Here is a 12,337-nt window from a genome sequence, read left to right as displayed (position 1 = left end):
CCCCCCCCCCCAACAGGCTTGATCACTCGTGGGCGATCGCGCCCAGGACGTTCAGGCGGGCCGCCCGGATGGCCGGCGCCACCGCGGCGATCGCGCCGACCACCGCGGCCAGGCCCAGATAGGTGCCCATCCGGGTCCACGGCAGCACCAGGTCGGTGATGCCCTCGCTGTTCAGCGCGCGGACCACCGCGGTGCCCAGGCCGGCGCCGACCGCGACGCCCAGCAGCGCGCCGAAGACCGAGATCACCACCGCCTCCACGGTCACCATCCGCATGGTCTGCGCACGGCCCAGCCCGACCGCGCGCAGCAGGCCCAGCTCCCTGGTGCGTTCCAGCACCGACAGCGCGAGCGTGTTCACCACACCCAGCACCGCGATCAGGATCGCCAGCGCGAGCAGGATCTGCACCATCGTGATCAGCTGGTCGAACTGCTCCGCCTGCTGCCGGATGAACGCCCCGCGGTCCTGCGCGGCCACCTCGGGGCTGTCCGCCAGCAGCGCCTTCACCTCGGGCAGCACCTGGGCGATCGGGGTGCCGTCGGTGAGCCGCACGAAGCCCAGCACCGGCTGCGGGATGCCGAAGTTCTTCGTCGCGGCGGCCGGCAGCTGCACGTTGCCGGGGACGGCGTCCTCCGCATAGGTGGCCACCACCGTGTAGATCTGCGGGTCGCCCTTGGCCAGTTGCACGGTCACCTTCGTGCCGAGCGGCCAGCCCTTGTCGACGCCGGCCGCCATCTCGTCCGGCTTCAGGGTGCGCAGCGTGCCCGTGGTGGCGGTCGCGCCATAGGCATCGGCGAGCTGGCCCAGGTCGTCGGCGGCGAACAGGTATTGCCGCTCGCCGTTGACCAGTCCCTGGTCGTTGTAGAGGCCGGCGGCCGCGCGTACCCCGGAGATCTGCCTGGTTTTGGCCAGGACCTCGGCGTCGAACGTCGGCGGGCGGGGACCGGACTGCTCCCCGCTGATCACGAGCTGCGCCTTGATGGTGTCCTCGGCCGACGCGGAGAGGCTGTGCTTGGCCGATTCCATCACCACCGTGACGCCGGTGACCAGCGCGATGCCGACCATCAGCGCGGCCGCGGTGATCGCCGTGCGGCGCGGGTTGCGGCCCGAGTTGCGGCGGCCCAGCCGGCCCGGCAGCGACCAGGAGAACAGCCGGCCGAGCACCGACACCACCGGCTTGCTGATCAGCGGGGTGAGCAGCGCGACGCCGATGAAGGTCAGCAGCACGCCGGTGAGGATCACGGTGAGCGTGTTGGAGATGTCGGCATAGAGGCCGACGCCCAGCGTCGCCGCGCCGGCCGCGCCGATCGCCGCGCCGGTCACCGTGATTTTGGTGAGCGGCCGGTCCGGCGTGGCCACGTCCTGCATCGCGGCGACCGGCGGGATCCGGGCCGCCCGCAGCGCCGGCAACACCGCCGCCACCACGGTCACCACGACTCCGACGATCAGCGAGCTGAGCACCGCGGCCAGCGGCACGCCGACCGGCGCCAGCGTCAGGCCACCGGCGAACGTGGCGAACAGGTAGGCCAGCCCGAAGCCCACGCCGACCCCGGCGGCCAGTCCGACGATCGCCGCGAGCACGCCGATCACCAGCGCCTCGACCAGCACCGACCCGATCACCTGGCGGCGGCTCGCGCCCATCGCCCGCAGCAGCGCCAGCTCGCGGGTGCGTTGCGCCACGATGATCGAGAACGTGTTGAGGATCAGGAAGACGCCGACGAACAGCGCCACCCCGGCGAAGCCCAGCAGGAACTGCGTGAAGAACGCCAGACCCTCCTGGATGCCGGCCGCCGTGTCGGTGGCCAGCTGGTCGCCGGTCTTCACCTCGTAGCCCGCGCCCAGCGTGGCCGCGATCCGGTCGCGGAGCTGCTCCTGGGTCACCCCGTCGGCCGCCTGCACGCTGATGTTGGTGAACACCCCGGTCTCGCCCAGCATCAGCTGCTGTGCCACCGGCGTGGTGAACAGCACTTCTTGGGTGCCGCCGAGGCTGTCCCGGTCGCCCGAGTAGCCGAAGACGCCGGCCAGCGTGAACTCCTTCTTGGGCTGCAGCGTGAGCACGCCGACGCGGTCGCCGACCTTGAGCCCGGCCTGCTCGGCGACGAGCGCGTTCACCACGATCTCGTCGTCGGAGCGCGGCTCGTGCCCCTCGCGCAACACGATCAGGTCGCCGGGATCGACCCAGTTGCCGCCCAGTCGCGGCGGGCCCATCGAGGTCAGCACCTTGCCGTCCGAGCCGATCACCCGGGCGCCGTCCGCGCCGACCATGCCGGTCACCGTGGCGACGCCGTCCACCGTGCGGATCCGGTCCACCAGGGACGCGGGCACCGGCGTGGCGACCTCCTCACCCTCCATCTCGGACACGGCCACCTTGGGCACGGCGGCGACCCCGACGTCGGTTCCCTCATAGGCACTCGCGAACACCTGGTCGAACGAGCGGCTCAGGGTGTCCGTCACCACGAACGCGCCGGCCACGAACATCACGCCCAGCACCACGGCCAGGCCGGAGAGAACCAGCCGTAGCTTGCGCGCCAGCAGGCTCTTCAACGTCGCGCGCAGCATCAGGCCACCACCGGCTCGCGGGCGTCCTCGAGGCGCTTCATGGCGTCCAGCACGGTGTCCGCGTCCGGGTCCAGCAGCTCGTGCACGATCTCGCCGTCGGCCAGGAACACCACGCGGTCGGCGTAGCCCGCGGCCACCGGGTCGTGGGTGACCATCACGATGGTCTGCCCGTGCACCCGCACGCTCTCCCGCAGGAAGGCCAGCACCTCGGCGCCGGACTTCGAGTCCAGGTTGCCGGTCGGCTCGTCCGCGAAGATCACGTCCGGCCGGCTCATCAGCGCCCGGGCGCAGGCCACCCGCTGCTGCTGGCCGCCGGAGAGCTGGCTGGGCCGGTGCCCGAGCCGGTCGCCCAGGCCGACGGTCGCGATCACGGTGTCCCACCACTGCGGGTCCGGTTTGCGGCCGGCGATGTCCAGCGGCAACCGGATGTTCTCCGCCGCGGTCAGCGTGGGCAGCAAGTTGAACTGCTGGAAGATGAAGCCGATCCGGTCGCGGCGCAGGCGGGTCAGCGCCTTGTCGCCGAGCCCTGTCACCTGGGTGTCGCCGATCCGGACCACCCCGCTGCTCACCGCGTCGAGCCCGGCGAGACAGTGCATGAGGGTCGACTTGCCGCTGCCGGACGGTCCCATGATCGCGGTGAACCGTCCCCGCCCGAAGTCGGCGCTCACCCCCTTGAGCGCCACCACGCGGGCCTCGCCCGTGCCGTAGACCCGCCACACCTCCTCGGCGCTGGCTGCCACCGGGCCATCGGTGCTCGTCGCCGTCACTGTCGTACTCCCTCGTCGTCGCATCATGTGCGGCTCAGTTTTCCGGCGCCGAAGGCCCCGAGCGTCCGCCGACGGGTGTAGCCGGACGCGGAGATTTCGCTGCGGGGAGCCACCTACGTTGGCTCAGGGATTTCCCCTATGCCACCATCATGACGCTTGACTGACGTCATCAATGACGTCATAGTGGTGGCATGGACCTGACGCCCTACCTCGAAACGCTCCGCGCCGACCTCGCCGCGGCGGCCGCGCCCGGCGGGCCGGACACCACGCGGGCGGCCGAGTTGCTCAGCCACTCGCTCGACGCGTCCGCCCGGCTGGCGCTGCTCGAGGCGCTGTCCGACGCGGCCGCCGAGATCACCACCCGGCTGCGCGACACCTCGGTCGAGGTGCGGCTGCGCGGCCGCGAGGCGGATCTCGTGGTGAACAGCACCGCCGCCGAGCCGGAGGAGCCGGCCCCCGCGCCGGCCCCGGTCGACGGCGATCTCACCCGGCTCACGCTGCGCATGCCGGAGGCGTTGAAGACGCACGTCGAGCAGTCCGCGGCCGCCGAGGGCATCTCGGTGAACGCGTGGCTGGTCCGGGCGGTCACCATGGCCGTCCAGCGCCCGGCCGGTCCCCCGCCCGGCCGGCACGGCGGTTCTGGCAAGCGCATCACCGGCTTCGCCCAGGCCTGAACCCCTCTGACCCACTGCGGAAGAAACGGAGCTTCACCATGCCCGAATTCGATCGATCAACCCCGGTGACCGTGGCGCTGAGCCTGCACGGCGGTCACGCCGACATCATCGCCGAGGAGCGCGTGAGCGTGCTCGCCGAGGCCGCGCCCGCGGACGGCAGCGACGCCTCCCGGCAGACGGCGGAGAACACCGAGATCAGCCTGGACGGCGACACGCTGACCGTGCGGGCGCCGGAGACGAACGGCTGGAACTGGCGCCGCAACGGCAAGCTGCGGGTCACCGTGCGGGTGCCGCTGGACAGCTCGATCGCCGCGAAGACCGCTTCGGCGGACGTGCGGGCGGCCGGCCGGTTCGCCGCCGTGCGGATCGACGTGGCCTCCGGCGACGTGAAGGTGGATGACGTCACCGGTGACGCCCACCTGGAGGCGGCGAGCGGCGACGTGACCGTCGGCCGGGTCGGTGGATCTCTGCGGATCCACAGCTCGTCGGGCGACCTGCAGGTCGGTGACGTCACCGGCGACGTCAGCGCCGACGCGGCCTCCGGCGACATCTCGATCCGCAGCGCGGCGACGTCGCTGACGGCCGAGACGGCGTCCGGCGACATCAAGGTCGGCACGCTGCGCTCCGGCGAGGCCCGAGTGCGCACGGCATCGGGCGACGTCAAGGTCGGCGTCCTGGCCGGCACCGGCGTCTGGCTGGACGTGAACACAGCGTCCGGCAAGACCCGCAACGAACTCGCCATGGGCACGGACGCCCCCGGCGCCAATGCGGTGTCCACCGGCGCCCAGTTGGAGCTGCGCATCCGCACGGCCTCCGGCGACATCGACATCCGCCGCGTCACCAACCACACGAAGGCGGCCGCCTGATGTCCCGGCGCAGCACCCCCAGCGGTAACTCGTCCATGGCGAGCCAGTTCGCGCCCGGCGGCAGCCTGGTGGCCCGCAGCACGCCCCGCGGCGGCGTCGTCTCCCGGCGCGTGTCCCGCAAGCGGTCCTGAGATGACCCGCCGCGGAGCGCACCGGCCGCCCGGAGGCCGATTCGTGCGTAAGCCATCCGCCGCACGCCGCGCCGGCGACCCCGGCATTTCCCCACCCTGGCCCCCACCGAGAGGCCCGACCTGACCGACGCGAGCGCCCGCCCCGAAAGGGCAACGGGCGCTCGCGCCGTCTCCGAGCGCGTCGCTCGCCACGTCACTTCCAGCCACGGGGTTGTGCCCGTGACGCCTCTCCGCGGTGATCCGTCCCGAGCTGCCGCGTCGTCTGCCGGAAGTTCGGGCTCGGAGTCTGATCGGACAGCACGGTGGCCGGCAAGGCGACCGTGTCGCCGGGGTTGGCCGGGCCGGTTTTGCGGGCGGGGACGGCGGCCTGGGCGTGGTGGGTCAGTCGCCGGGTTTGACCAGGCCGGTTTCGTAGGCCAGGACGACGGCCTGGACGCGGTCGCGCAGGCGCAGCTTGGTCAGGACGTGCCCGACGTGGGTCTTGATCGTGGTCTCGCTGACCGTCAGAGCCCGGGCGATCTCCGCGTTGGAATGGCCGCGGGCGACATGCACCAGCACCTCGCGCTCGCGGTCGGTCAGCGCGGCGAGCGCGTCCGTCGAGGTGGTCGCCGGGTCGGGCAGCGCGTCGGCGAATCGGGCCAGCAGCCGCGCCAGCACCAGCGGCGCGATCACCGCCCCGCCGGCCGCGACCGTGCGCACCGCCGCCACCAGCTCATCGGCCGGCACGTCCTTGCGCAGGAATCCGGAGGCTCCCGCGCCGATCGCGGCCAGCACCAGCTCGTCCCCGTCGGTGTCGGCGAGCATCAGCACCCGCACCGGCAGCCCCGAGTCACAGATCGCCCGGGTGGCCTCGACCCCGTCCACCCGCGCCAGCGCGGTGTCCATCACCAGCACGTCGGGCAGCAGGCGCCGGGCCAGGTCGACCGCCTCGGCCCCGTCGGCGCCCTCGCCGACGACCGCGAACTCACCCTCCGACCGGCCCAGCACCATGCGCAGACCGGCGCGATGCATGGGCGAACCGTCCACCAGCAGCACTCGCACCACGCAACCCTAGGGTGTCGCGCGTGCCGCACGCAGCCCCGGGCTCAGGCGTCGGCCGCGCCCAGCAGGTCCTCGGGCGGTGCGTCCGGCTCGGCAGCCGGCTCCGGATAGGGCGGCGGGGTGCCGCCGAACTCCGGGCAACTGCTCTGATGGCTGCACCACCCGCAGAGCCGGCTGGGCTTGGGCCGGAAGTCCTTCTCCTGCTTGGCCCGCTCGATCGCCTGGGACAGCGCCACCAGGGTGCGCTCGAAGCGCTCCAGCTCCTCGGCGTCGGGGCTGTAGTCGAGGACCTCGGCGTCCTTCAGATAGAGCAACCGCAGCACCCTCGGCACCACGCCGCGCGTGCGCCACAGCACCAGCGCGTAGAACTTCAGCTGGAACAGCGCCCGGCCCTCGAACGCCTCGCGCGGTGCGCCGCCGGTCTTGTAGTCGACCACGCGCAGGTCGCCCGCCGGGGAGACGTCGAGACGGTCGATGTAACCCCGGATCAGCAGCTCCTCGTCGACCAGCGTGGACACCAGGGCCTCGCGCTCGGCGGGCTCGAGCCGGCTCGGGTCCTCGACCGCGAAGTAACCGCCCAGCAGCCCGCGCGCGCTCTCGAAGAACGCCGCCAACCGGCCCGCCCCGTCGAGCGGCATGCCGTCGAGCACCGGCGCGGACGCCTCTTCGGTGGCGTCGAACAACGTCGCCAGCGACGGCTCGGCCTCGACCAGGTGCTCCCACGACGGCTCGACCAGGCCGGCCGCCGCGTCCGGCGTGCGCTCGAGAGGCGGCAGGTCGAACAGCCGCTCCAGCACCGCGTGCACCAGCGTGCCGCGGGCCTGATCGGCGCTCGGCGTCTCGGGCAGCCGGTCGATCGTGCGGAACCGGAACAGCAGCGGACAGGTCTTGAAATCGGCGGCCCGGGACGGCGACAGCGACGGGCCGGCGAACCGCTCCGACACGGCGGGCTCGGTGGGGGAGGGTGGAACGGTCACCGTCATGGGAAGAGGCTATCGACGCGGTACGACAAAACCGGGCGGCAGGGTCGTCCGTACCATCGTCAGGGTGGACCCCCGCGCAGAGCCACCCCACCGGGCCCGGCCCGGCCGCCTGGTGGGCCGGGTGCTGGGCATCCCGCTCTACCTGAACGCCTCGATGATCGTGCTCGCCCTGCTGGTCACGGTCGTCTACGGCGGCTTCGTGCAGAGCTCCCTCGACCTGCCCGGGCCGGTGAGCTACGCGGTCGGCTTCGGCTTCGTGGTCTGCCTGCTGGGCTCGGTGCTGCTGCACGAGCTCGGCCACGCGCTGACCGCCCGGCGCTTCCGGATCGGGGTCCGCGGCATCACCATCGAGCTGCTCGGCGGCTATACGGAGATGGACCGCGAGGCGCCCACCCCGCGGATCGACGCGCTGGTCGCGCTCGCCGGGCCGGCCGTCTCGATGGTGCTCGGCGGGATCGCCGCGGCCGCCGCGGTGGCGCTGCCGGACCGCACCATCGTCGGGCAGATCGCCTTCCAGTTGGCCGCCAGCAACATCCTGGTGGCGCTCTTCAACGCGCTGCCCGGCCTGCCGCTGGACGGCGGCCGGGCGCTGCGCGCGCTGATCTGGGCGATCGTCCGGGACCGCACCAGGGCCACCGTGGTGGCCGGCTGGGCCGGCCGGGTGATCGCGATCGGCACCGCGGTCAGCGTGTTCACGCTCTACCGGCTGGGCCTGATCACGCTCTTCGGGCTGGTGTTCATCCTGCTCGTGGTGTTCACCCTGTGGCAGGGTGCCGGGCAGTCGATCCGGCTGGCCCGGATGACCAGCCGGTTCCCGCTGGTGGACCTGGGCCGGCTGGCCCGGCCGGTGCTGGCGGTGCCGTCCGGCACCCCGCTGGCGGAGGCCGAGCGGCGCGGCGCCGAGGACGAGCGCACCGATCCGGCGCTCGGCGTGGAGGACGCCTCGGGCCGGCTGGTCGCGCTGGTGGACACCACCGCGGCGGCCCGCGTGCCGGTCGAGCGGCGGCCCTGGGTGCCGGTCGACACGGTGGCCCGCGACGTCGCGCGGCTCACCGCGCTCAAGTCGGATCTGACCGGCGAGCAGGTGGTGCGGGCGGTGCAGGCGTACCCGGGTGCGCAGTACCTGGTGGTCTCCGGGGAGGATGTGGTCGGCGTCCTCAACGTCGCGGACCTCGCGGCGGTGCTGGAGCCGAGGAAGACCGCCGCACCCGCGAAAGAAGGATCGTGACCGCTCAGCCCCTCGCCGACGAGACCCACACCGACCGGGACGACGACGTCGTGCTCGCCCACCGCGGCGACTTCCGGCCCGGCGACCGCGTGCAGCTCACCGACCCCAAGGGCCGCATGCACACCATCGTGCTGGAGCCGGGGAAGGCCTATCACACGCATCGCGGCGCGCTGGACCACGATGCGCTGATCGGTCAGCCCGAGGGATCCGTGGTGACGTCCGCGGGCGGCACGGCGTACCTGGCTCTGCGGCCTCTGCTCTCGGATTATGTGCTTTCCATGCCGCGTGGCGCGCAGGTGATCTATCCCAAGGACGCGGCGCAGATCGTCGCCATGGGTGACGTGTTCCCGGGCGCCAAGGTCCTCGAGGCCGGCGCCGGGTCGGGCGCGCTGAGCTGCAGCCTGTTGCGCGCCGTCGGGGCCGGCGGAGAGCTTCATTCGTACGAGCTGCGCGACGATTTCGCGGCCATCGCCCGCCGGAACGTGGAGAATTTCTTCGGCGGTCCGCACCCCGCGTGGCACCTGCACGAGGGCGACGTGGCGGAGGCCACCGAGACCGGTTTCGACCGGATCATCCTGGACATGCTGACCCCGTGGGAGGCCCTCGACATGGTCGAGAAGGCGCTCGTGCCGGGCGGGGTCTTCATCGGGTACGTGGCCACCACGCCCCAGTTGTCCGAGTTGGTCGAGGCGCTCCGCGAGCGCGGCGGCTGGACCGAGCCGCGGGCCTGGGAGTCGCTGGTGCGCGACTGGCACGCCGAGGGACTCGCGGTGCGCCCGGACCACCGCATGGTGGCGCACACCGCCTTCCTCGTCTCGGCCCGCCGGCTCGCCCCCGGCGTCACCGCCCCGCCGCGCCGCCGCAAGCCCAGCAAGGGCGCCGAGGCTTATGCCCTGCGCAAGGCCGCGAGGGCCGCCATCGCGGCGGAACAGGCCGACACCGGGGTGTGAGCGAGTGGTCGGCGTCGGGTAGTTTTCTGCCGGGGCCAAAGGCAGAGCCTTCAGACCGGTCAGGGGCGGCGGCGGGGCTGTGGACGGCGGGAGGATCGGGTGGGCACGATGAGTTCTCCGCCGTTCGGCGGCAGCAACGAGATGCCGGCGGTGTTCCCCGATTGGTCGCCCTATCAAGAGCTCGACTCCGCCGCGCGGGCCTACCTGCGCGATCCCGAGGTGGCGCTGGAGGCCCTGTTCGGCGTGCTCCGCGGCGCCGAGGTGCTCTGCTTCACGCTGGAGCGCTTCGTCAACGAGGTGAACGGCGTCTGGCAGGAGGTCGTCATCTGCGACGGCAGCCGGCTGGTGCTCTGGCACGGTGAGGACGTGGCGCCCGGCGACGGCCCGGTCGGCTCGATGACCTCGTCGCTGCGGGTGGTGCCGCTCTCCACGGTCACCGAGGTGGGCTGCCGGCGGCGCCTGACGCGCACCTCGACCGGCCAGGCGCGGGTCGACAGCATCGACGTCTATCTGCTGCTCAGCTCGGTGGACGACGCCGTGCCGCCGCCTGGCATGGCCGAGGACGAGACGCGGGCCGCGCTGCGACACGACGCGCTGCGCTTCGGCAAGACGCTGGACGACGGCGGGCCCGGCCAGATCGCCCGCCTGGAGGAGTTTTCGCGGGTGGTGGCGTCTTTGGTCGGCCGTCCGACGCTGTGAGATTTGCCCCACGGCGATGTCATCGGGCTGTAAAAAGCTCTTGCTATGCGGCGACGGCGCCTCAGCCGGCGTCCGGACCGGCCACTTCGACGTCGTCGTTGCTGCGTACGACGTGAATGCAGTCGCCCGGGCACTCCTTGGCGGCGTCGATCACCTCGAGCCGCAGCCGGGCCGGCACATCGGTGCGCACTCCGGGGGATTGCAGCAGCTCACCGCCACTGTCCTTGACATAGGCAAGGCCGTCGATGTCGAACTCGAACACCTCGGGCGCGTACTGAACGCACAGCCCGTCGCCGGTGCACAGGTCCTGGTCGACCCAGACCCGCAGCTCATCGGTTTCGGTCTCCGTCGTCACGCCCGTCCTCCCCTGTCGCGTACGCCTCTGACGGTACCCGACCGGGCCGGACTCGCAGGAACGTCAAGCACCCCTTGGCTTTCCCGAGTGTTGGATGGGTCGAAAACCGGCGCACAGCGGCTAGTGTTATCTCCCAAGACGTTCGAGCCCCCGGGGAGGTGGGACGTGGCACGTAGCGACGAGGCGTCAGGCGCCGCACGTTGGGAGAAAGAGGCCAACGATCTCTCCAGCCAGGTTGCGTTCCTGCAAGAGGAACTCGCTCTGGTCAGGCGGAAGTTGACCGAGAGCCCCCGACACGTCCGGCAGCTCGAGGAACGGCTCGCGGCAACGCAGGCGCAGCTGGCCCGACTGACCGAGAACAACGACCGGCTCGTGGCGACCCTCAAGGAAGCCCGCGCTCAGATCGTCACTCTCAAAGAAGAGATTGACCGCCTCGCCCAGCCGCCCAGCGGCTACGGCGTTTTCCTCGCCGCCCATGAGGACGGCACCGTCGATGTCTTCACCGGTGGTCGCAAGCTCCGGGTCGCCGTCTCGCCGAGCCTCGAGGTCGAGGAGCTCAAGCGAGGCCAGGAGGTTCTGCTCAACGACGCGCTCAACGTGGTCGACGCCTTCGGCTACGAGCGGGTCGGCGAGGTCGTCCTGCTCAAGGAGATCCTGGAGAACCCCGAGGGGGGTCCGGGCGACCGGGCGCTCGTCATCTCGCACGCCGACGAGGAGCGGATCGTCCACCTGGCCGACTCGCTGATCCTCTCCAAGCTGCGGGCCGGCGACTCGCTGATGATCGAGCCCCGTTCGGCTTACGCCTATGAGCGGATCCCGAAGAGCGAGGTCGAGGAACTGGTGCTGGAGGAGGTGCCGGACGTCGACTACACCGACATCGGCGGCCTGCACTCCCAGATCGAGCAGATCCGCGACGCGGTGGAGCTGCCGTTCCTGCACGCCGACCTGTTCCGCGAGCACCAGCTGCGCCCGCCGAAGGGCATCCTGCTCTACGGCCCGCCCGGCTGTGGCAAGACGCTCATCGCCAAGGCGGTGGCCAACTCGCTGGCCAAGAAGATCGCCGAGCGGCGTGGCGAGGAGAAGCACACCAGCTACTTCCTCAACATCAAGGGTCCCGAGCTGCTGAACAAGTACGTGGGCGAGACCGAGCGGCACATCCGCCTGGTCTTCCAGCGGGCGCGGGAGAAGGCCGGCGAGGGCACCCCGGTGATCGTGTTCTTCGACGAGATGGACTCGATCTTCCGGACCCGTGGCTCCGGCGTCTCCAGCGACGTGGAGAACACCATCGTCCCGCAGCTGCTCAGCGAGATCGACGGTGTCGAGGGCCTGGAAAACGTGATCGTGATCGGCGCCTCCAACCGGGAGGACATGATCGACCCGGCCATCCTGCGACCCGGCCGGCTCGACGTGAAGATCAAGATCGAGCGTCCGGACGCGGAGGCGGCGAAGGACATCTTCGCCAAATACATCCTCTCCGGCCTGCCGCTCAGCACCGACGACCTGGCCGAGCACGGCAACGACCGGGACGTCACGGTGGCCGCGATGATCGAGGCCGTCGTGCTGCGGATGTACACGGAGTCCGAGGAGAACCGCTTCCTGGAGGTCACCTACGCCAACGGTGACAAGGAGGTCCTCTACTTCAAGGACTTCAACTCCGGCGCGATGATCCAGAACATCGTCGACCGCGGCAAGAAGATGGCGATCAAGGAGTTCCTCACCTCGGGGAAGAAGGGGCTGCGGTTGCAGCACCTGCTCGACAGCTGCGTCGACGAGTTCCGCGAGAACGAGGACCTGCCGAACACGACGAACCCGGACGACTGGGCCCGCATCTCCGGCAAGAAGGGCGAGCGGATCGTCTACATCCGCACGCTCGTCTCCGGCGGCAAGGGCGCCGAGGCCGGCCGCTCGATCGAGACGGCCAGCAACACCGGTCAGTACCTGTAAGACGCTTCAGAGAGGCGGGGGGGGGGGGGGGCCCCCCCCCCCCCCCCCCTTTTCCCCCCCCCCCCCCCCGGGAGGGGTGGGCTTTTTGATGATGGCGCTTCGTTACTTCTTACGGACCCTCAGAAGGGAAGGCAGAGACCCC

12 protein-coding genes are annotated in these 12,337 nt (G+C 71.5%); 7 read left to right on the top strand and 5 right to left on the bottom strand.

The window, feature by feature from the left end:
* Positions 1 to 22: 22 nt before the first annotated feature.
* Both ACZ6TI_RS43455 and ACZ6TI_RS43450 read right to left on the bottom strand, forming a co-directional pair.
* On the bottom strand, positions 23 to 2,557 hold the full coding sequence (locus tag ACZ6TI_RS43455) for an ABC transporter permease (protein ID WP_465351146.1): 2,535 nt from the start codon (positions 2,555 to 2,557) through the stop codon (positions 23 to 25).
* Positions 2,557 to 3,348, bottom strand: coding sequence for an ABC transporter ATP-binding protein (locus tag ACZ6TI_RS43450; RefSeq protein ID WP_465351251.1), 792 nt, complete (start codon positions 3,346 to 3,348; stop codon positions 2,557 to 2,559). The genes ACZ6TI_RS43455 and ACZ6TI_RS43450 overlap by 1 nt, the downstream gene beginning before the upstream one ends.
* A gap of 167 nt (positions 3,349 to 3,515) precedes the next feature.
* On the opposite strand from ACZ6TI_RS43450, the gene ACZ6TI_RS43445 reads away from it, so the two are divergent.
* Genes ACZ6TI_RS43445 through ACZ6TI_RS43435 form a run of 3 tightly spaced genes read left to right on the top strand, consistent with a single transcriptional unit; the run spans position 3,516 to position 4,995 of the window.
* A complete protein-coding gene (locus ACZ6TI_RS43445) occupies positions 3,516 to 3,998 on the top strand; it encodes a hypothetical protein (RefSeq protein WP_465351145.1) in 483 nt (160 codons plus the stop codon).
* A gap of 38 nt (positions 3,999 to 4,036) precedes the next feature.
* Positions 4,037 to 4,864: a DUF4097 family beta strand repeat-containing protein gene (locus ACZ6TI_RS43440; protein ID WP_465351144.1), complete on the top strand. Its 828-nt coding sequence runs from the start codon at positions 4,037 to 4,039 to the stop codon at positions 4,862 to 4,864.
* Positions 4,864 to 4,995: a hypothetical protein gene (locus ACZ6TI_RS43435; protein WP_465351143.1), complete on the top strand. Its 132-nt coding sequence runs from the start codon at positions 4,864 to 4,866 to the stop codon at positions 4,993 to 4,995. Before ACZ6TI_RS43440 ends, ACZ6TI_RS43435 begins: the two co-directional genes overlap by 1 nt.
* A gap of 381 nt (positions 4,996 to 5,376) precedes the next feature.
* Here ACZ6TI_RS43435 and ACZ6TI_RS43430 read toward each other — a convergent pair whose 3' ends face one another.
* Both ACZ6TI_RS43430 and ACZ6TI_RS43425 read right to left on the bottom strand, forming a co-directional pair.
* On the bottom strand, positions 5,377 to 6,036 hold the full coding sequence (locus ACZ6TI_RS43430) for a LuxR C-terminal-related transcriptional regulator (protein WP_465351142.1): 660 nt from the start codon (positions 6,034 to 6,036) through the stop codon (positions 5,377 to 5,379).
* A 44-nt stretch (positions 6,037 to 6,080) separates the two neighbouring features.
* Positions 6,081 to 7,019, bottom strand: coding sequence for a RecB family exonuclease (locus ACZ6TI_RS43425; RefSeq protein ID WP_465351141.1), 939 nt, complete (start codon positions 7,017 to 7,019; stop codon positions 6,081 to 6,083).
* Here ACZ6TI_RS43425 and ACZ6TI_RS43420 point away from each other — a divergent pair.
* The 3 genes from ACZ6TI_RS43420 (at position 7,018) to ACZ6TI_RS43410 (ending at position 9,896) form a co-directional block, all read left to right on the top strand.
* Positions 7,018 to 8,247 carry a site-2 protease family protein gene (locus tag ACZ6TI_RS43420; RefSeq protein ID WP_465351140.1) on the top strand — a complete coding sequence of 410 codons (1,230 nt, stop codon included), beginning with the start codon at positions 7,018 to 7,020 and terminating at the stop codon, positions 8,245 to 8,247. The two genes, ACZ6TI_RS43425 and ACZ6TI_RS43420, sit on opposite strands and share 2 nt — an antisense overlap.
* A 50-nt stretch (positions 8,248 to 8,297) precedes the next feature.
* A complete protein-coding gene (locus tag ACZ6TI_RS43415; protein ID WP_465351250.1) occupies positions 8,298 to 9,197 on the top strand; it encodes a tRNA (adenine-N1)-methyltransferase in 900 nt (299 codons plus the stop codon).
* Positions 9,198 to 9,305: 108 nt separating this feature from the next.
* On the top strand, positions 9,306 to 9,896 hold the full coding sequence (locus ACZ6TI_RS43410; RefSeq protein ID WP_465351139.1) for a hypothetical protein: 591 nt from the start codon (positions 9,306 to 9,308) through the stop codon (positions 9,894 to 9,896).
* Positions 9,897 to 9,957: 61 nt separating this feature from the next.
* Here the strand turns inward: ACZ6TI_RS43410 and ACZ6TI_RS43405 are convergent, their stop codons facing one another.
* Positions 9,958 to 10,251, bottom strand: a complete 294-nt coding sequence (locus tag ACZ6TI_RS43405) for a ferredoxin (RefSeq protein WP_465351138.1) — start codon at positions 10,249 to 10,251, stop codon at positions 9,958 to 9,960.
* Between the two features lie 165 nt (positions 10,252 to 10,416).
* Here ACZ6TI_RS43405 and arc point away from each other — a divergent pair, with 165 nt between their 5' ends.
* The gene (gene arc, locus ACZ6TI_RS43400; RefSeq protein WP_465351137.1) at positions 10,417 to 12,195 is read left to right on the top strand and encodes a proteasome ATPase; all 1,779 of its coding nucleotides are present in this window, start codon (positions 10,417 to 10,419) and stop codon (positions 12,193 to 12,195) included.
* The last annotated feature ends 142 nt before the right edge of the window (positions 12,196 to 12,337 follow it).

It is taken from the genome of Actinoplanes sp. NPDC051388 (assembly GCF_055586225.1).
This window is presented reverse-complemented; position numbering and strand designations above follow the sequence as displayed.